Below are 20,577 nucleotides of genomic sequence, written 5' to 3' on the forward strand. Positions count from 1 at the left end.
ATGTTACGATTATTTATAAACAGGCCGGTACTATCTACCGTTATATCCATCATCATCGTGGTATTGGGGATTATCGGACTGGTCAGCCTCCCCATGGAACAGTATCCCGATATTGCTCCGCCCACCGTGCAGGTATCCGCCAATTATTCGGGTGCGAATGCCGATGTGGTGATGAACAGTGTGGTTATCCCCCTGGAAGAACAGATCAACGGTGTGGAAGGCATGACCTATATGACCTCCACCGCATCCAATACCGGTAGCGCGAATATCAGTGTATATTTTGCCAAAGGAACCGACCCCGATATTGCCGCCGTTAACGTACAGAACCTTGTAGCCGTGGCCACAGCGCAGCTACCGCAGGAAGTGACCCAGACCGGGGTAACCGTACGTAAGCAACAAAGCAGTACCATCATGATGATTGCCCTGACTTCGAGCAATCCCGATTACGACGGACAATTCATACAGAACTATGCCAACATCAATATTCTGCCGCAGATTAAGCGTGTAAAGGGTGTGGGCGATGCCAATGTTTATGGTGCCAAAGACTATTCGATGCGCATCTGGTTCAAGCCCGATGTGATGGCTACGTATGGCGTTACTCCACAGGAAGTTACCGCTGCTTTGCAGGAGCAAAACATTGAGGCTGCCCCAGGCGAGTTGGGACAAAACAGCAACCAGTCCTTCCAGTACACCCTTAAATATACCGGACGGCTGAAATCGGCCGAAGAGTTCGGCAATGTCATTATCCGTTCCAGTGGAGGGGATATCCTGAGGGTGAAAGACGTAGCCGATGTAGAGCTGGGTTCGCTGAACTATTCCGTAACTTCAAAGACAGACGGAAAGGAATCTGTTGCCATCGGCATCAGCCAGACAGCGGGTTCCAATGCACAGCAGGTAATCAACAATATTAAAGAGGAGCTTAACGAGGCCTCTAAAACTTTTCCCCCGGGATTGGAGATTACGTACATCATGGACGCCAATGAATTCCTTTCGGCATCTATCGAGAAGGTAATCCATACACTGGTCGAGGCCTTTATCCTGGTATTTATCGTTGTGTTCGTGTTCCTTCAGGACTTCCGTTCAACGCTTATTCCGGCTATTGCCGTGCCCGTGGCTATTGTGGGTACGTTCTTCTTCCTGTTGTTGTTCGGCTTCTCTATCAACCTATTGACCCTCTTTGCCCTGGTGCTTGCCATTGGTATTGTGGTGGACGACGCAATTGTGGTGGTTGAGGCCGTACACGCCAAACTCGACGCCGGAGAGAAAGACCCGCGAAAAGCAACCACGGAAGCGATGAAGGAGATTGCTCCGGCCATTATTTCCATTACCCTGGTGATGTCGGCGGTGTTTATACCGGTTAGTTTTATCGGCGGAACGAGTGGTGTATTCTACCAACAATTCGGTTTGACGCTGGCTATTTCGATTATGATCTCGGCAGTGAATGCGTTGACCCTGAGTCCGGCGCTTTGTGCGCTGTTCCTCAAACCGAAAGACGAAAACGAACGGAAGAAAAAGAACCTACTGACCCGTTTCTACGACTGGTTCAACAGGGTTTTCGATGCCCTGATTGCACGCTATAAAACCACGTTGCAATACCTCGGAAAGAAAAGCCACCGCTGGATGGTTCCACTGCTTATCCTGATATTTGTGGGGGCGCTGGCTATGTTGATGAATAAAATTCCTTCGGGATTCGTTCCGCAGGAGGATAGTGGTTCGGTATTGGGCATGGTAACGCTGGCACCGGGTTCATCGTTAGAAAGAACGGACTCGGTAATGCAGGAGGTGATCCGCATGGCAGAGGAAATTCCCGATGCCGCCCACATACTGAACATTACAGGGGTGAACTTCATGAGCGGTCTGGGTAGTTCGTACGGTACGGTGATGATTAAAATGACGCCGTGGGGCGATCGCAGCATCAAAACCGATGAGGTTGCCGCCGAGCTGACCCGAAAAACGGCATCCATCAAGAACGCCACTTTCTTGTTCATGGGCACCCCTACCCTGCAAGGCTTCGGGTTGGGTAACGGTGTATCTATGGAGATGCAGGACCGCACGGGCGGAGATATCCAGACGTTCTACGGTATTACGAATCAATTCCTTGAGGCAGTGCAGCAACGAGATGAGGTGATGATGGCGATGACTACTTTTAACCCGAACTTCCCGCAGAAACAGATCGAAGCGGATATTGCCCGCATCAAAGATGCCGGCCTTTCGTTGGGTATGATTATGACCACGCTGCAAGCGTACATCGGGAGTATGTATATATCGAACTTTAACATCTACGGCAAGCAGTTCCGTGTGATGGTGCAGGCGGCGCCGGAGTATCGCGCCAGCCTCGACAACCTGGATGGTATTTACGTGCAGACCGCCTCGGGAGAGATGGCGCCTATCACGGAGTTTATCACCGTTACGGGGGTAACCGGACCGCAATCGCTAAGCCGTTTCAATATGTACTCTTCCATGAGCTTGACGCTGATTCCTAACTTTGCCGATGGGTACAGTACGGGCGATGTGATCAACGCTGTTAAGGAAGTTTCGGAACAAACCCTGCCGCTGGGATACGGGTATGAGTTCTCGGGCATGAGCCGTGAAGAGGCCAACACGGGCAATCAGGTGATTATTATCTTTGCGCTTTGTTTGATATTTGTTTACTTGTTGTTGTCGGCGTTGTACGAAAGTTATATCCTGCCGTTGGCGGTAATCCTTTCTTTGCCGATTGGTTTGGCGGGGGTATTCATCTTTATCTTCGTGGGGCTGATGTTCGGAAGTGGTATTGTGAACAATATTTATGTGCAGATTGCACTTATTATGTTGATCGGTTTGCTGTCTAAGAATGCGATTCTGATTGTAGAGTATGCCATTCAGCGCCGGCAACAGGGTATGCATGTGGTTGAGGCGGCAATCAGTGGGGCGGTTGCACGTTTGCGCCCAATCCTGATGACGTCGTTTGCATTTATCTTCGGTTTGATGCCGTTGGCGATAGCGTCGGGAGCCGGGGCCACGGGTAACCGTTCCATCGGGCTGAGTGCCATCGGCGGTATGCTTGTGGGAACGATACTTGGGGTGCTGGTTATTCCAACGTTGTATATTATCTTCCAAACAATGCAGGATAGGTTTAGTGGTAAGCGAGACGAAAATAAATGAAGTAAAATGGGATAGGAAATGAATTAAAACTGTGCAGAAACAATCATAACTAGTTAACGTGAGTTCTATATAAGAGATAAAGTAAAAAGATGTATCTGTAAGGCTGAAAGCCTGTAATATTTAGCCTGGGGTCAGCGAGGAACGAGCGCAGCCCCAGGGGGACGAGGCGTCCCAGCCAGGAGTGCTGAAAGCACGATATATAAAGATATTTGGCTTGTATATCGCTCTTACAGAGCTCTTTGCCCGCAGTGGCTTACCGTCCTAGGGCTGCGTTCGCTCCGCTCACTGACCCTAGGCTAAGGTATAACGGACTTTCAGCCTTACAGATAGATTAGATGGATGATTTTTATATTAATTCACATTAGTTAGAAATACTCAAAACCAAATAAAAGAAACCAAAATGAAAAAGAAATCATATATCGGATGGGTATTAATAGGCGTAGCAATCAGCCTCGGCATGACCTCCTGCGGCGTTACCACCAAAACATACAAAGCCCCGGAAGTAGATACCGAAGGCCTCTACCGCGACGAGCAGTCGACCGATACCACCACCATAGCCGGCATTCCCTGGCAGGAATACTTTGCCGACCCCGCCCTGCAATCCCTCATCGAAGAGGGACTGGCAGCAAACTACGACCTGAGAATAGCCGTATCGCGCATCCGTGAAGCCGAAGCCGGACTTCAAATGGCACGGGCAGCCTTCTTTCCTACCGTCGCACTATCTGCCGTAGCCGAGCATAGTCGCGCTTCGGAAGGTTCCTCCATCTTGAAAAACCATCAAAACCAGTTCACACTCGGCGTAGCCGTGACCTGGGAAGCAGAAATATGGGGCAAGATGAGCAGTCAGTCGCGGGCAAAGTACGCACAGTTCCTGAGTAGCCACAGTTACAAAAACCTGATACAGACCTCGCTGATAGCCAACATCGCGAACTCGTATTACTCCTTGCTGGCACTGGATGAGCAATTGCAAATCACCACGGAAACCGCAAAACTCTTACAAGAAAGCGCCGACTCCATGAAGGAAATGATGGAAGCCGGAATGCTGAACGGAGCCGCCGTGCAACAGAGCCTTGGCTTGCTGTATAATACTCAGACCGGTATCCCCGACCTGGAAAGCCAAATCCGCCAACTGGAGAACTCACTCAGCGTTCTACTGGGAAGAAAACCGGGAAGCATCTCCCGTTCATCTCTGAAAGCACAGGCTGTACCCGCCGAACTGTCGCACGGAATCCCCATGCAAATGCTCGCCAACCGACCGGATGTGCAACAGGCAGAATTGGCATTCCGTGCTGCTTTCGAAGCCACAAACGTAGCCCGAGCTTCGTTCTATCCTTCCATCACCCTGAACACGGGGACAATGGCAGGTTACAGCGCAACAACCTTGTCGCAGTTCTTCGAACCCCGCAACATCATAGCGAACATTATCGGCGGACTGACCCAACCGATATTCGCCCAACGCCAGCTAACCGGAAATCTGAAAATTGCCAAAGCGCAACAGGAACAGGCTTTGTACAGCTTTGAACAGACGGTACTCTCGGCCGGGCAGGAAGTCTCGAATATCTTGTATACCTACGAATCATCCGTAAAAAAGAACACCACCCGCACCAAGCAAGTAGAGGCTTTGTCGACCGCCGTTTATTACACCCAGGAACTCCTGAGAGCCGGCGAAGCGAACTACACCGAAGTATTATCGGCACAGCAAAACCTGCTGCAAGCCCAACTTAACCAGGTTGCCGATAAACTGGAACAACTCCAGGCCACCGTCAACCTCTACCGCTCCCTCGGAGGCGGGGCGTAATGTAGATAGAACGTAATAGCTGGAGCCAAGCTTGACGAACATTGACCTTTCATTCAGCCCCAACTCTTATAGAACTCAGCCCTGACACAACCTAAATACCGCGCAGCGCGGCTTGCCGCCACTGGCCGCGGCACCTCGCCGCACGTGTTTTGGAATTAAAATGGGGTTATTGGGAGTATAAATAGCGTCCATATTCTACCTGTAAATTGAAAATAATCCTGTAATTTTGTAACATACAGATATTTTCAATTTTAAGATCAGATACAAATACTATGGAACAAGTGATTACTGAGCGCAATGCCCGCATTGACGTAGCCGACGTATTAAGAGGATTCGCCGTCATGGGCATTATTATCTTACACAGCATTGAACACTTCAACTTCTACTCCTTCCCCGCTGAAGTTCCTTTCGAATGGATGAAGTTCACCGACAAAGCCATTTGGGACGGACTGTTCTTCACTTTCGGCGGCAAAGCCTACGCCATCTTCGCCTTCCTGTTCGGATTCAGCTTCTTCATACAAGACGACAACCAGAAACGCCGCGGCAAAGACTTCCGCCTGCGCTTCATGTGGCGCATGGTACTCCTCTTTATTATCGGCCAATTCAACGCCGCATTCTTCACCGGAGAAATCCTGACCATGTACGCCCTGATCGGGATCATCGTACTCCCCCTCTGCTGCCGGTTAAGTAACAAAACCATTACTATCATCGCCATTATTCTGATTATCCAACCCTTCGACTGGGGGAAAATTATATACGCCATCACCCACCCCGACTACACCATAGGCAAAAGTCTGGCCAGTTACTACTTCAAACTAGCATTCGAAGTACAGAAAAACGGAACCTTCCTCGAAACCGTCCGGATGAACATGTACGAAGGTCAAATGGCCAACATGACCTGGGCACTCGAACACGGCCGACTGCCGCAAACCGCCGCCCTCTTCCTGTTCGGCATGCTGGCCGGACGTAAAGGCTTCTTCCTATACAGCGAGAAGAACGAACAACTCTGGCTAAAGATGCTGGGTATCGCCCTACTTTGCTTCTTCCCGCTCTACGGGCTAAACAATATGCTGCCCGACTTTGTTAGCCGTAAAGAAATACTTACTCCATTGCTGCTCATCATCAGCTCACTGCGCAACCTCAGTTTCATGGTTGTTCTGATGATCGGCGTACTGTTGGTTTTCTACCGTACCAAGAACCGTAGCTTCCTGATGAAGTTCGCCCCTTACGGGAAACTCAGTCTGACGCATTATATCGGACAATCCATCGTAGGCTCACTGTTCTTCTACCACTGGGGATTCGAACTGGGACGTTACCTCGGTATCACCTACAGTTTCATCTTTGGCATACTATTTGTAATTCTACAAATGGCTTTCACTCACTGGTGGCTGCGACGCTTCAAACACGGCCCGTTTGAGGGTATATGGCGACGGTTCACCTGGATAGGAAATAAGAATTAAAACACAATCGGCTATGATGCATATATTTTTAAAAAGGATAAAAGATCAACATCACCATATAACCAAGTTGATTGGCGAAAAGAAACTGAAAGAATCTTTCGTCGAGCTCAACGAGTTCATTGCAAAAACAAACAACTGGGACTTGCAGAATAAACTCAAAGAGATTGAAACCTCCTACAGCTATATGTTGGATTATATGCGTCAGGACATTGCAGATCCCAAACGTACGGAAATGCACCAAAAGCTGCTAAGAGACACGCTCGCGATAGCCGACAAAGCCTGCCTGTTGAACACCTCGCTCGAACCGTATCGTACATCTTACTTCAAAACACTCGACAAATTAAAAAGTGAAGATACGCAATACACACTCGATACCATTCAGATAGAACTTGAGGCTTATACTGAAAACTATGCAGTGGCAGGGCTATTAAAAAACCAAGACAGTACGGAGCAACTGAACAATGTCCGCAAGCGTCACGAAGAGATACAGTCCACCATGTTCAGTATGATATGGACATCGCAATACTGGACAGACGAAGAAGAAGCCGTAGCCAAACGCATGCTCGAATCGGTACTTATCACCGAGAATGACCTCTGCCTATTTGTCAGTGCTGTCACCCTCGGACTGCTCGAAAACTTCGACAGCAAAAAACTCATGCTCCTCTTCGATGCCTACAACCACGAAAATAACCAGATCAACCAGCGCGCCCTGGTCGGATTAGTGCTTGCATTCCAATCCTACCACACCCGCCTGCCGTTCTATCCGGAAGTTGTAGCCCGCCTCTCCCACCTGAATGAGAACGAAGCATTTGCCAAAAGCCTCAACCGGATACAGATCCAGATACTCCTCAGTAAGGATACAGACAAGATCAATAAAAAGATGCAGGAAGAGATCATCCCCGAAATGATTAAGAATGCCAACTCGCATAACCTGCGCATCAATCCCGATGAGAACGAAGAAGACTTCAATCCGGATTGGGTACAGAACATCGAGAACTCTGCTTTCGGTGATAAACTCCGTGAAATGAGCGAATTACAAATGGAAGGCGCCGACGTATATATGAGTACATTTGCTTACCACAAAGGATACCGCTTCTTCCAGACCATAAACAACTGGTTCTACCCGTTCGACAAACAGCACTCGCTCGTGGTAAGCGAACTGGGCGACGGTACAGGCAGCAACGTAATCGACCTGATTCTGGAATCGGCTTTCTTCTGCGACAGCGACAAATATTCGCTCCTCTTCACCATCATGCAGATACCTGCCTCGCACCGCGAAATGATGACCCGCCAGCTGTCCGAACAGCAGCTCGACGAACTGATGAATGAAAAGTCCGACTCAATGAAAGCGTTTTCAGGCCGTCCGGAACTCATCTCCAATCAGTATATACACAACATATACCGGTTCTTTAAACTATTTAAATTCCAACACGAATTTCTCGATATATTCGAAGAACCTATACATTTAAACGAGTACCCGGTACTCAAAGAGATAATGTATAAACCACAGTTGCTTAAAGACCTGGTGAATTTCCTTTTCCGCAAAGCTCACTATAGCGAAGCGACAGAAGTGTACAACCTTCTTTTAAAACTGGAAGATGACAACGCAGAGGTCTACCAGAAACTCGGCTATTGCCATCAGAAACAAAAACAATATGCCCAGGCATTAAGCGCATACTCGAAAGCAGATATGCTTAAACCGGACAACGTCTGGACCAACCGTCACATGGCAACCTGCTACCGGATGATGAACGACTATGCCAAAGCCACTGTCTACTACAAGAAAGTGGAACAGGTACAACCCGAAAACCGCAGCTTGCTTTACAATACAGGTAGCTGCCTGGTAGAGTTAGGGCAATTTGATGAGGCGCTACAATATTTCTTCAAACTGGATTTTATTGAACCGGACAATCTGCGGACCTGGAGAGCCATAGGCTGGTGCTCGTTTATGCTCAAGAAACTCGAACAAGCACGGAAGTTCTACGATAAGATTATCGAGAAGAATGGCGTTGCCCCCGACTATCTCAATGCCGGACACGTTGTATGGTGCCTGGGAGATATGAAGAAAGCAATGGAGTTTTATTCCAAATCATGCGAACTATCCGGCAGTAGGGCGCTATTCCTCGATGTTTTCAATAAAGACAAAGAATTCCTGCTTGAAAACGGAGTCAACACATACGATATTGCATTGATGTACGACTTGATTTAGCGGTGGCGGCAAGGTGGCGGCAAGGTGCCGCTGCCAGGTCGGGCGGTTTGCGAACCGCCCCTACAATAATCTCATCAGTTCTTTATACAGTTTTTGTATCGGTAGCCCCATGACGTTAAAGTAACTGCCATGTATTCCTTCGACGCCCACGTAGCCAATCCATTCCTGAACACCATAAGCACCGGCTTTATCCAGTGGATGATAGTTGGCGATATAATATTCTATCTCTTCTTCCGTTAAGTCCGAAAAAGAAACATCGGTAACAGCAGTGAAGCTCTTTTGCCAATCCGTAGTGGTCAGGCAAACTCCCGTTATTACATGATGAGTTTTCCCCGACAGCCGGCGTAGAATAGCTTTGGCATCTTCTTCATCTACCGGCTTACCCAACACCTCGCCATTCAGCCAAACTATCGTATCGGCAGTAATCAGCAATTCTTTAGGTTGAATGGTCGATTTATATGCCTCGGCCTTATGCCTCGCAATATAGGATGGAATCTTTTCACCATCCAAACCGGACGGATAACTCTCATCTAAATCCGGCATGAGTCTGACTTCAAAATCAATCCCCAGACCTGTCAGAAGTTCCTGTCGACGGGGAGAAGCGGACGCCAACACGACTTTATACCCCTCTGTACCCAACAGAGCCGCCAATGGATGCTGCACCTTATTCATATATAATTGTCTTTATTTTATTACTAATAACACTCCAAACTTACCAACCGAATGCATCACCGGCCATCCACTTGCCCTGAGCCTTCATCACCTGTTCCAGCACATCACGGCCACAACCCAAACCACCATCGCGGTGAGAGATGTAGGTTGAAATGGCTTTTACATCAGCAATAGCATCTTTCGGACAACAAGGCAATCCACATGCCCGCATAACCTCTATATCAGGGACATCATCGCCCATATAAAGAATTTCTTCGTCTTTCAGTCCATGCTTGTCACGAAAATCATGGTAATCATGGATCTTCACCGACGATCCCATATAAATATCTTTAATACCCAACGTTGTGAAACGTTTATGAACAGCTTCGGTCTTCCCACCGGTTATAATAGCAATATGTAATCCCTGTTTCACAGCCAGTTGCAAAGCGTAACCGTCTTTTACATTTACGGTACGCATGGGCTCCCCGCCCGGGTGCAAAGGGATTACGTCACAACTTAAAACACCATCCACATCAAAAGCCAGAGCTTTGATACGGGTTAAATCATAGTTAATGGTTGACATATTTTATATTTACGATTGAACGATTTACGATTTACGATTGATATTACTTGAATCTGGTTGCAGCACTTTACCATCCTCATCGTATCTTGCCGCTTTTGCTGCAATACTCTTTGATAGTATCTGATAAATTTCTTGCATGGCAGGTTCATCGACCAGCATCTCCAGGTGCTTACCCATTACATTCTCATCATAGCGAACGGCAGGTCCGGTCTGGGCTTCCAGCGGTGGAAGTTCGTGCACCTTACGGGCTGTCTCATCAATGAGCGGCAACATGACCTCAAACGGAAGATTGTATTTCTTCAACAAATCTGCTGTTAACACATACATATGATTCGTAAAGTTACAAGCAAACACTGCTGCCAGATGCAAACTACGACGTTGCAGGGAATCAGCCTCGAACACCTTATCCGACAATGCAGAAGCGATAGACTTCAAAAGCTCCGTATCCTCCCTTCGTCTCGCTTCAATAAAGAAAGGTATTCCTTTGAAATCAACTTCACGTTGCTTGCTGAATGTCTGCATCGGATAGAAAACGCCATAGCGCGTAGTCTCACCTTCCCAAACACGCATAGGGATACTTCCTGCCGTATGTACCAATAAAGCATCATCTTTACCTTTTACGATTTGTGGCAATAGTTCCATAAATGCCGAATCTTTAAGAGAAACGATATATAAGGAAGCCTTTGTGGTTACTTCCTCTAAACTGATGGTCCAACCGGCATTTACTTTCTCCGCCAGCCACCGGGCAGACTCCTCGGTACGGCTATATATCTGTACAATCTCAAATCCTTTCCGATAAAGGGCTTGTGCCAGATTTACCGCCAGGTTGCCGGCTCCGATAAATGCAATTGGAATCTTTTTTATATTCTGTATTGTCATATTCGAGAGTCAAATATAACTTATTTCCGCAAGTTAGCCTTTACTTTCCACCATATTTATTTATATGAATCTTTTCCCATTGCAGATGCTCCTCGTTGAACGGCTTGCGCTCCATCCCCTTATGCCCAATGGCAATAATAGAAAGCACCTGCAACTGTAGAGGAATATCCAGTACCTCATGTACATACTCCCCTGCCGGAACACCCGACGCTTGGAAGCGCTCACGAACCTGAACCCAGCAGCTACCCAGTCCGAGATCTTCGGCTTGTAGCTGAACCATAATAGAAGCAACCGCAGCATCTTCAATCCACACATCACTCACCATCGGATCGGCGGTTACTACAACAGCCAGCGCGGCACCGGCAAGAAAGTTTGCTCCATGCTCTTTGCAGTGAGAGAGTTTCTGCAAGGTTTCTTTATCATCGACTATAATAAATTGCCAGCCATTGCTACGTTTAGAAGTTGGAGACATGAGGGCAGCTTTCATCAAAGTCACTACATTTTCCTGCGAAAGCTCCTCGTCCGTAAACTTGCGCATACTGCGTCGGGAGGCGATTAATTCACTAAAACTATCCATATTAATCATGCTTTTAATCTGTGAAATACAAAGATAAGAAATATAGGTATTTAAAACGGTAAAACTGCCCAAAATTAGACAAATTCTTTCTTGTTGAGAGGGCGACAAAGTAGTATCTTTGTAATGTTAACCTTAGTAATGAATGATTGACCTAGCTCAAAACAAAATTATGACAAAATCTACTGTTAAGTTTTCTTCGTTGGCCGAAAGTTATTATCCCGGCTGTAGTACTAGCAAAAATGCAGTTCGCTGCTTGAGTCGTTCAATTAAACGGTCGCCGGCACTGCTAGCTGAGTTAAAGGCCACAGGATTTGGTCCTTACAACCATCGGGTTCTCTCTCCCCGGCAAGTACGGATAATCGCCAAATACCTTGGATCTCCGAAATAACGAATAGGTCGCAAATGAATGCTAAAGTGAAGGCTGGATGAGCAATCCGTGAGGATTGCTCATCTTTTTTGCATTCATTACATTTTTTTTGTTCGAAATTTCCTTTAAAATACCACATTATTCCGTTTTGTTTAATATATTTGCAAACAGCTTATAACCTATTTATTACAATTAAACAGATTATGGAAATTGCGTCGAACAAAAAAATGGTTGTTCAGGTGCGTAGTTTGATGACGGATACTCAGATTTACAAAGACGGTAATTTAAAACTGGACTCTGTAGCGGGCATCATTGGAGTCTCAAGCAGCACTCTGTCTAAAGCAATAAACCGTGTAACGGGAAAGAATTTCAATAACTATGTTAATGAATTCCGCGTGAAAGAAGCTATACGTTTACTTTCCGATGCGCCCGAGAACACCCGTTTTGTACATGGATTCTACAAACAGGCAGGCTTTCAGAGCCGTGCCTCTTTCTACCGGACATTTAAAAAAGTTATTGGTATTACTCCAGCCGAATACAAACGTCAAAAAGCGGCTGCAAAAAAAACATAACCGATACAAGCCTTCATCATTTAAATATAAGAAGCAACTCCCTTTACTTCTCATCACCTCCCTGTCTTTTGGAGGGGAATGAGAAGTAAAGGGAGTTCATTTTTTATAGATAACAGAAATCTTATTTATGCTTTTCTTTGTTCTATAATATATAGTATTCGCAGAAAAGTTTAAATTTGCATAGAATGCCACTAAAGCTAACCTCATATTATCACGGAAAGGATATTCCCGAACTACCGGGAAAAGATATATTTCACTCGAAGGATTTGTTTCTATTCTACGAAGCAACATCCAGCTACACGCCCATGTTTATTGTAGCAAGCAGAGAGGGGAAGCCTGTGGCCAAGCTCTTGGCTGTAATCCGTAAAAATGCCCAGCTACTCCCCTTCCCTTTCCTGAAGAGGTGCGAAGTATTCGGAACAGGCGAATGTCTGGACGACAGCATCGACAAGGAGGAGACGTTCAACTACATGCTCGAACATCTCACCACCGAAGCTCTGCGCCATGCTTCTATTATCGAGTTCCGCAACCTGGAGCATGCGTTGGATGGACATAAATACTTCCGTGCCAATAAATACTTTGCAATCAACTGGTTACGGGTACGCAATTCGCTGCATAAGATAGATAAGGTAGAAGATCAGATCAGCCCATCGCGGGTACGACAAATCAAGAAAGGGTTGAAGAACGGAGCCGAAGTATACGAAACCAATAATATGGCAGAGATATCCGAATTCTCGCGTATGCTTCATAAGATCTACTCTGCCCGGGTACGGAAATATTTCCCAACACTTGAGTTCTTTCAACTGATGAATACCTGGCTTATAAGTAAAGGATTTGCAAAGATATTTGTAGTAAAATACAAAGGCAGGATAATTGGCGGCTCCTCCACACTTTATTCGGGTGGGAATGCTTATTTATGGTTTTCCGGTGGGATGACCAAGCGTTTTGTGCCTCAGTATCCCGGAGTATTGGCGATATGGGCGGCACTGGCTGATGCTAAATTCCGGGGATGCAGCCATATGGAGTTTGTAGATGTAGGACTCCCCTTCCGGAAACACGGATTCCGTAATTTCATACTCCGCTTTGGCGGAAAACAAAGCAGTACCCGCAGGTGGTTTCGCATTCGTTGGAATTTCCTAAACAACTTCTTTATTAAGATTTACGCGTAAAGCAACTAGAAGCTAGAAGTTAGAAGCTAGTTTTTTACATCTATCAATATGGTATCATACCCTATTGACCTAGCTTCTAACTTCTAGCTTCCAGCTACTGAATTAATTGCTGAAAAATTTCTTTATTAGGCAATTAATTATTTCCTTTGTGCTGTTTTTCTATTGCAGATATATACAGAAAATACTCATTTAATATTGAACTAAAACATATTGTTATGAAGATCTCACACATTGAGCATTTGGGAATTGCTGTAAACAGCATTGAGGAAGCCCTCCCTTACTACGAAAACGTATTAGGGCTTAAATGTTACAACATCGAAACAGTGGAAGACCAGAAAGTTAGAACAGCTTTCCTGAAGGTGGGCGATACCAAAATCGAACTTCTCGAAGCCACCAGCCCCGAAAGCACTATCGCTAAGTTTATTGAAAACAAAGGTCCGGGTGTTCACCACGTTGCATTTGCCGTGGCAGATGGTGTTGCCGATGCTCTTGCCGAAGCCGAAAGCAAAGGTATCCGCCTGATCGACAAAGCTCCCCGCAAAGGTGCTGAAGGTCTGAGCATTGCTTTCCTTCACCCGAAATCGACTCAAGGTGTGTTGACAGAATTATGCGAAGCATAATTCTTATTTACGATTTACCATTTACAATTTACAATTTGCTATTCAGGCATAATAGCCAAGTATAGCAAAAGGTAAATGGCTAGATATAAATGGTAAATAGTAAATGGTAAATGGTAAATAGTAAATTTTATTAATTCTTAAATATCAAATTCATGAGTAACCAACTTGAAAAAGTAAGAGAGCTTATCGAACTCCGCGCAAAAGCTCGTTTAGGTGGTGGTGAGAAGGCTATTGAAAAACAACATGCCAAAGGAAAGTATACGGCTCGCGAACGTATAGCCCAATTACTTGACGAAGGCAGCTTCGAAGAACTGGACATGTTCGTAGAACACAGATGTACTAACTTCGGTCAAGAAAAGAAACATTTCCTGGGAGATGGTGTAGTAACCGGTTATGGTACCATCGAGGGAAGATTAGTATATGTTTTCGCTCAGGACTTCACCGTGTTCGGTGGTTCATTGTCGGAAACCATGTCGCTTAAGATCTGTAAAGTGATGGATATGGCGATGAAAATGGGTGCGCCTTGTATCGGTATCAACGACTCGGGTGGTGCTCGTATCCAGGAAGGTATCAACGCTTTGGCCGGTTATGCTGAAATCTTCCAGCGCAACATCATGGCTTCGGGTGTTATTCCTCAAATTTCCGGAATCTTCGGCCCATGTGCCGGTGGTGCGGTTTACTCTCCTGCGTTGACTGACTTTACGTTGATGACAGAAGGTACTTCTTATATGTTCCTGACTGGTCCGAAAGTAGTAAAAACGGTAACTGGTGAAGACGTAACTCAGGAAGAATTGGGTGGTGCAAGCGTACACGCCAGCAAATCGGGTGTGACTCACTTTACTGCGGCTACAGAAGAAGAAGGTTTGGCAACGATCCGTCGTTTGCTCAGCTTCCTTCCACAGAACAATCTGGAAGAAGCACCGCTGCTTAACTGTACCGACCCTATCGACCGTTTGGAAGATTCATTAAACGAAATTATTCCTGATAGTCCTAACAAACCATACGATATGTATGAAGTGATCGGCGCTATCGTTGACAACGGCGAATTCCTTGAAGTACAACAAGATTACGCTAAGAATATTATTATTGGTTTCGCCCGTTTCAATGGTCAGTCTGTTGGTGTGGTGGCTAACCAACCTAAATTCCTTGCCGGTGTATTGGACAGCAATGCTTCTCGTAAGGCTGCTCGTTTCGTACGTTTCTGCGACGCATTCAACATTCCTTTGGTTACGTTGGTTGACGTTCCCGGATTCCTTCCGGGTACAGGTCAGGAGTACAACGGTGTAATCCTTCATGGTGCTAAGTTGCTTTACGCTTATGGCGAGGCTACTGTGCCTAAGGTAACGGTTACTCTGCGTAAGTCTTATGGTGGTTCGCACATTGTGATGAGCTGTAAACAACTTCGTGGTGATATGAACTACGCATGGCCTACTTCTGAAATCGCCGTAATGGGTGGTGCAGGTGCCGTTGAGGTATTGTATGCTAAAGGCGCTGCCGAAGCAGCAGACCCGGCAGCTTTCATGGCAGAAAAAGAAGCAGAATACACCAAGTTGTTTGCTAACCCATACAATGCTGCTAAATATGGTTATATCGACGATGTTATCGAGCCAAGAAACACTCGTTTCCGTATTATCCGCGCATTGCAACAGTTGCAAACCAAGAAATTATTTAATCCTGCTAAAAAGCACGGTAATATTCCATTATAATTAGTAATGAGTAATAAGTGGTGAGTAATGAGTGCCATGCGGCATCGCTACTCAAAACTCAAAACTCAAAACTCAAAACTCAAAAAGTATGAATAAAAGAAAACTTGGGATATTTATCGCGTTAATAGCAGCGGTTTGTTTAAATATTCAGGCACAGAGTGCAAAAAGTCTGCGCATCAATGAAGTTCTTGTTATTAATGAACAGAACTTTCAGGATGACTATGGTTTGCACCAGGCATGGATTGAAATATTTAACACCTCTTTTGCATCTGTAAACCTGGGCGGCTGTTATTTAACTAACGATAAAAACAATCCAACGAAATACCCTATTCCAAAGGGAGATGTCCAGACGTTGATCAAACCTCGTCAGCATGCTCTGTTTTGGGCAGATGGACAACCTAACAAAGGTACATTCCATGTAAACTTTACGTTAGATCCAACGAAAAACAACTATCTTGCTCTGTACGACTCGAATGGGAAGACGCTGATTGACGAGGTAGAGATTCCTGCCGGTCAAATTGCCGACCATTCGTGGGCACGCAAGGAAGACGGTAGTGCAGAGTGGGTGCAAAAAGGAAGTGGTGATAATAGCTACGTAACTCCAAGCACCAACAACATGACGCTGGACAAGAACGAAAAGATCGAGAAATTCAAAGAACATGACGCCGATGGTTTCGGTATGGCTCTTACTGCCATGACTGTTGTGTTCTGCGGTTTGATCCTATTGTATCTGTCATTTAAACTTGTGGGTAATATTTCCGTTAAACTTGGCAAGCGCAATGCGATGAAAGTTCACGGTATCACAGACAAAGAAGAAGCGAAAGAACAACGCTTCGGTAAACGTTCCGGAGAAGAGTTTGCAGCTATTTCGATGGCTATGCACGAGTACTTTGACGATGTTCACGATATTGAAGATATGATTATCACGATCAATAAAGTGAAACGTACTTACTCTCCATGGAGTTCGAAGATTTACACATTGCGCGAAACTCCAAGAAAATAATTACTAACTACTTAATGATCAGAACAATGAAAGAATATAAATATAAAATTAATGGTAATCCTTACAACGTAGTTATTAAAGACGTTGAAGACAATATTGCCCATGTTGAAGTAAACGGTACACCTTACAAAGTTGAACTGGACAGACCGGCTCCGGCTGCTCCGAAAATTGTGAAACGCCCTGCGGCTGCTCCAAAAACAGAAAGCGGTGCTCCGGTAGTAGCAAATGCTCCGAAAGCAGCGAAAAAAGAAGGTGTAAAATCTCCGCTTCCAGGTGTTATCCTCGACATTAAAGTGAAAGAAGGAGACGATGTGAAGAAAGGTCAAACTGTACTTATCCTTGAAGCGATGAAGATGGAAAACAACATCAACGCGCACAAAGACGGTAAGGTTACAGCTATTAATGTTAAAAACGGAGATTCTGTTCTTGAAGGTACAGACCTCATAATCATTGAATAATTATGGGAGAATTCTTATCGTTTTTAGGAGATAACTTAGTTGCTTTCTGGGATTATACTGGTTTTGCGAATGCTACATACCAGCATATCATCATGATCCTGGTGGGGCTTCTATTTATCTATTTGGCAGTAGCCAAAGAATTTGAACCGATGCTATTGATTCCGATCGGTTTCGGTATGCTTATTGGTAATATCCCTTTCAATCTGGAAGCCGGACTTCAAGTAGGTATCTACGAAGAGGGTTCTGTTTTGAATATCCTGTATCAAGGTGTGACATCCGGTTGGTATCCGCCGCTCATTTTCCTGGGCATCGGGGCCATGACGGACTTCTCGGCACTGATCTCTAACCCTAAGTTGATGTTGATTGGTGCTGCTGCACAGTTCGGTATCTTCGGGGCGTATATCATCGCTTTACTTATTGGTTTCGAACCTAACCAGGCAGGGGCAATTGGTATTATTGGTGGTGCCGACGGACCTACGGCTATCTTCCTTTCTTCTAAACTGGCTCCTAACCTGATGGGTGCTATTGCGGTATCGGCCTATTCTTACATGGCTTTGGTACCTGTAATCCAGCCTCCTATCATGCGTCTGTTGACCAACAGCAAGGAAAGAGTAATCCGTATGAAACCTCCCCGCGTGGTATCTCACACAGAGAAGGTAATGTTCCCGATTATCGGTATGTTGCTCACTTGTTTCCTTGTACCTTCGGGTCTTCCGCTGTTGGGTATGCTGTTCTTCGGTAACCTGCTGAAAGAAAGTGGTGTAACCCGTCGTTTGGCTAACACTGCCAGCGGTCCGCTGATTGATACCATCACGATTTTGTTAGGTCTGACGGTGGGTGCTTCTACACAGGCTTCACAGTTCCTGACGTTAGACTCTATCCTGATCTTCGGTCTGGGTGCAGCTTCATTCGTCATTGCAACCGCTTCGGGTGTATTGTTCGTGAAGTTCTTCAACCTGTTCCTGAAGAAGGACAATAAGATCAATCCGCTTATCGGTAACGCCGGTGTATCTGCCGTGCCCGACTCGGCCCGTATCTCTCAGGTGATTGGTTTGGAATACGATCCAACCAACTACTTATTGATGCACGCTATGGGTCCGAACGTAGCCGGTGTAATCGGTTCGGCTGTTGCTGCTGGTATCTTACTTGGATTCCTGATCTAATTCGACGATTGTAGACTTTCCTACGAAAGTACAACAACCATACTGAAAGCGTTCCTTTGTGTTAGGAACGCTTTCTTTTTTGCATTAACATATATATTTTGGGCAAAACCATGAACTTTTGTTTTTTTTAGTTATGTTTGCATTACAGTAACCTCTGATACCCGGAAGAAGAACATATGATAGATTTGCCAACCGACGAACTTTTACGTAGGGTTTCTATTGACAATCGTAAAGCTTTTGACATGTTTTATAATATATATTATAAACAGGTTTTCCGCTTTGCCTATTATTTGCTCAAAGATACATCTGCTTGTCGTGAGGTGGTTTCCAACGTATTCTTCTCGGTATGGCGTTCCAAAGCATCGCTCACCAAAATAAAATCAATAGAAGCCTATTTATATACCACCACCCGGAACGAGGTTCAGCGATATCTACACAGGAACAACGACTACAAGAATGTTTCCATAGACGAAATACCGATCCAACTGGAAATCAACGAAGACGAAACACCCGAAAGAAAACTGATCAATGAAGAAATTGAAGCGTTTGTAGGTCAGATCATAGATGAGCTGCCCGAAAAATGCAGGGCCATCTTCCTGATGAACCGCCATGAGGGTTTGAAAAATGCAGAGATTGCCGAACGGCTGTCCATCTCCGAAAGCACGGTGCGGGTACAAATGAAGATTGCTATTGAGAAAATAACCTCGCAGGTTAAACAGCAGTTTCCCAACCTAACCTTTATTACTTTGCTTTGTATGCTTCTGGGCTAAACCAGCATACTACCATAGGAGCGCTACCATAGTACCCTAAGCTTGCTACCATAGTACCCAAAGAGTGCTACCATACTACCCAAAGAGCGCTACCATAGTACCCAACGAGCGCTACCATAGTACCCAACGAGTGCTACCATAGTATAACTGTAGGGGCGGTTCGCGAACCGCCCAATACACAAGAATACACAAGAAGCCATTTCCGGGCGGTTCGCGAACCGCCCCTACAGTAAAAAAGGACTTAACTGAATTAAAATCGAAAAAAAACCTATTTCCTTTAAACGAAAACAAAACAGCCCGACTCATCTATATAAAAGCCACTAAAACGATGGATCAAAAAGAATTAGATTTAATCAATAAAAGCTTCACTTCCGAGTTATCGGAAAGCGAACAGAAAGAACTTCGCCAGTGGAGGGAAGAAAAAGGCAATGACCACCTCTACAAGCTCATCGAAGACATTCAGCTCGACGAAAGCATTGAATGTGAAGCCGAGAACATGCGTTTCAGCATACTCGACGATATTCACCGCCGGATCGACGCCAGCAAACGACGCATATCACACTTTAAAACCATATCCATTGCCGCATCCCTTGCACTGCTGATCGGTTTCTCGGGCTTCTTTTTATATCAAAACAATTTCAATAGGGTAAATCAGATAATCACAATGAGCAACCCATCGGGAACAAAATCAGAGATCACTCTGCCCGATGGGTCGACCGTTATCCTTCACGGAAGCTCGACCATAAGCTACCCCACCGCCTTTTCCAACAAAGCCCGTAAAGTGGAACTTACCGGAGAAGCCTACTTCGATATCAGGAAAAACGAGCAAGTGCCTTTTATGGTTCACAGCGGAAAGATTAATGTTAAAGTTCTCGGTACCACATTTAATGTCGAGGCATACGACGAGGACGATTACATCTGCGTCACCCTGGCCACCGGCAAAGTCAGCCTCAGCGTTAAGGACTACGAAGGCGAACTGATCCTTGCCCCCGACCAACAAGCCGTTTACAACAAGCAGACCCAAGAAATCCTGAAACGCAACATCAATGCCGAAGAAGTAGTGGGCTGGACCAACAACCAACTTTATTTCAACTCCATGCCGTTGGACGACATCGTGCGGAAACTCGAACGCCACTTCAACGTAGAGATCGAAATATCCGTGGAAAAGCTGAAAAACATACGCTACACCGGCGAGTTTGTAGAAGACGAATCCATCGACGAGATACTTACCATGTTCTCCATGATGGACAACCGCGTCAAATACGAGCGTAAGAACAATAAAATAATCATCTATGAATAACCTTCAGAAATAACACCTACAATCTAATACGTAAACATTATGAAAGACAGCAGTTGACAGAAAAACAAAAAACCGAAAGATGCTGCAACACCTTCCGGTTTCGAGATTGGGCTTTAGCCTGATATCACCATCCTTTGAAGACTCAATA

At 45.5% G+C, this 20,577-nt stretch carries 17 protein-coding genes and 1 pseudogene; 14 read left to right on the top strand and 4 right to left on the bottom strand.

The window, feature by feature from the left end; all coding sequences use genetic code 11:
* The 4 genes from D0T87_RS19930 to D0T87_RS19945 all read left to right on the top strand — a co-directional run bounded on the left by D0T87_RS19930 (window position 1) and on the right by D0T87_RS19945 (window position 8,611).
* Complete coding sequence (locus tag D0T87_RS19930) at window positions 1–3,144, top strand: efflux RND transporter permease subunit (RefSeq protein ID WP_163177376.1); 3,144 nt, start codon at window positions 1–3, stop codon at window positions 3,142–3,144.
* Between the two features lie 400 nt (window positions 3,145–3,544).
* Window positions 3,545–4,942 carry an efflux transporter outer membrane subunit gene (locus tag D0T87_RS19935; RefSeq protein WP_163177378.1) on the top strand — a complete coding sequence of 466 codons (1,398 nt, stop codon included), beginning with the start codon at window positions 3,545–3,547 and terminating at the stop codon, window positions 4,940–4,942.
* 272 nt (window positions 4,943–5,214) lie between these two features.
* Window positions 5,215–6,402 (top strand): DUF418 domain-containing protein, encoded by a 1,188-nt coding sequence (locus tag D0T87_RS19940; RefSeq protein WP_163177380.1) that lies wholly within the window; start codon window positions 5,215–5,217, stop codon window positions 6,400–6,402.
* A gap of 13 nt (window positions 6,403–6,415) precedes the next feature.
* On the top strand, window positions 6,416–8,611 hold the full coding sequence (locus D0T87_RS19945; protein WP_239063786.1) for a tetratricopeptide repeat protein: 2,196 nt from the start codon (window positions 6,416–6,418) through the stop codon (window positions 8,609–8,611).
* Window positions 8,612–8,671: 60 nt separating this feature from the next.
* On the opposite strand, the gene D0T87_RS19950 is transcribed toward D0T87_RS19945, so the two are convergent.
* The 4 genes and pseudogenes from D0T87_RS19950 to D0T87_RS19965 all read right to left on the bottom strand — a co-directional run bounded on the left by D0T87_RS19950 (window position 8,672) and on the right by D0T87_RS19965 (window position 11,301).
* Window positions 8,672–9,283, bottom strand: coding sequence for a Maf-like protein (locus D0T87_RS19950; protein WP_163177382.1), 612 nt, complete (start codon window positions 9,281–9,283; stop codon window positions 8,672–8,674).
* A gap of 40 nt (window positions 9,284–9,323) precedes the next feature.
* Window positions 9,324–9,845: an HAD family hydrolase gene (locus D0T87_RS19955; RefSeq protein ID WP_163177384.1), complete on the bottom strand. Its 522-nt coding sequence runs from the start codon at window positions 9,843–9,845 to the stop codon at window positions 9,324–9,326.
* Window positions 9,846–9,947: 102 nt separating this feature from the next.
* Window positions 9,948–10,724 (bottom strand): annotated as a pseudogene (locus D0T87_RS19960) (Rossmann-like and DUF2520 domain-containing protein); the annotation flags it as partial.
* A 40-nt stretch (window positions 10,725–10,764) separates the two neighbouring features.
* Window positions 10,765–11,301 carry a nitroreductase family protein gene (locus D0T87_RS19965; RefSeq protein WP_163177388.1) on the bottom strand — a complete coding sequence of 179 codons (537 nt, stop codon included), beginning with the start codon at window positions 11,299–11,301 and terminating at the stop codon, window positions 10,765–10,767.
* Window positions 11,302–11,470: 169 nt separating this feature from the next.
* Here D0T87_RS19965 and D0T87_RS19970 point away from each other — a divergent pair, with 169 nt between their 5' ends.
* The 10 genes from D0T87_RS19970 to D0T87_RS20015 all read left to right on the top strand — a co-directional run bounded on the left by D0T87_RS19970 (window position 11,471) and on the right by D0T87_RS20015 (window position 20,429).
* Entirely contained in the window at window positions 11,471–11,689 is a 219-nt protein-coding gene (locus tag D0T87_RS19970) for a DUF4248 domain-containing protein (RefSeq protein WP_163177430.1), read from the top strand.
* Between the two features lie 182 nt (window positions 11,690–11,871).
* On the top strand, window positions 11,872–12,240 hold the full coding sequence (locus tag D0T87_RS19975) for an AraC family transcriptional regulator (protein WP_163177390.1): 369 nt from the start codon (window positions 11,872–11,874) through the stop codon (window positions 12,238–12,240).
* A 185-nt stretch (window positions 12,241–12,425) separates the two neighbouring features.
* Entirely contained in the window at window positions 12,426–13,409 is a 984-nt protein-coding gene (locus D0T87_RS19980; RefSeq protein ID WP_163177392.1) for a GNAT family N-acetyltransferase, read from the top strand.
* A 215-nt stretch (window positions 13,410–13,624) separates the two neighbouring features.
* Window positions 13,625–14,029 carry a methylmalonyl-CoA epimerase gene (gene mce / locus D0T87_RS19985; RefSeq protein WP_163177394.1) on the top strand — a complete coding sequence of 135 codons (405 nt, stop codon included), beginning with the start codon at window positions 13,625–13,627 and terminating at the stop codon, window positions 14,027–14,029.
* A gap of 152 nt (window positions 14,030–14,181) precedes the next feature.
* The gene (locus D0T87_RS19990) at window positions 14,182–15,735 is read left to right on the top strand and encodes an acyl-CoA carboxylase subunit beta (RefSeq protein ID WP_163177396.1); all 1,554 of its coding nucleotides are present in this window, start codon (window positions 14,182–14,184) and stop codon (window positions 15,733–15,735) included.
* A gap of 88 nt (window positions 15,736–15,823) precedes the next feature.
* Window positions 15,824–16,738 (top strand): OadG family transporter subunit, encoded by a 915-nt coding sequence (locus tag D0T87_RS19995; RefSeq protein WP_163177398.1) that lies wholly within the window; start codon window positions 15,824–15,826, stop codon window positions 16,736–16,738.
* A 26-nt stretch (window positions 16,739–16,764) separates the two neighbouring features.
* A complete protein-coding gene (locus tag D0T87_RS20000) occupies window positions 16,765–17,196 on the top strand; it encodes a biotin/lipoyl-containing protein (RefSeq protein WP_163177400.1) in 432 nt (143 codons plus the stop codon).
* A gap of 2 nt (window positions 17,197–17,198) precedes the next feature.
* Complete coding sequence (locus tag D0T87_RS20005) at window positions 17,199–18,359, top strand: sodium ion-translocating decarboxylase subunit beta (protein WP_163177402.1); 1,161 nt, start codon at window positions 17,199–17,201, stop codon at window positions 18,357–18,359.
* Between the two features lie 242 nt (window positions 18,360–18,601).
* A complete protein-coding gene (locus D0T87_RS20010) occupies window positions 18,602–19,129 on the top strand; it encodes an RNA polymerase sigma-70 factor (RefSeq protein WP_239063788.1) in 528 nt (175 codons plus the stop codon).
* A 328-nt stretch (window positions 19,130–19,457) separates the two neighbouring features.
* On the top strand, window positions 19,458–20,429 hold the full coding sequence (locus tag D0T87_RS20015) for a FecR family protein (protein WP_163177406.1): 972 nt from the start codon (window positions 19,458–19,460) through the stop codon (window positions 20,427–20,429).
* Window positions 20,430–20,577 lie beyond the last annotated feature (148 nt).

The sequence above is a fragment of the Bacteroides sp. 51 genome (assembly GCF_010500965.1).
Lineage (GTDB): Bacteria > Bacteroidota > Bacteroidia > Bacteroidales > Bacteroidaceae > Bacteroides.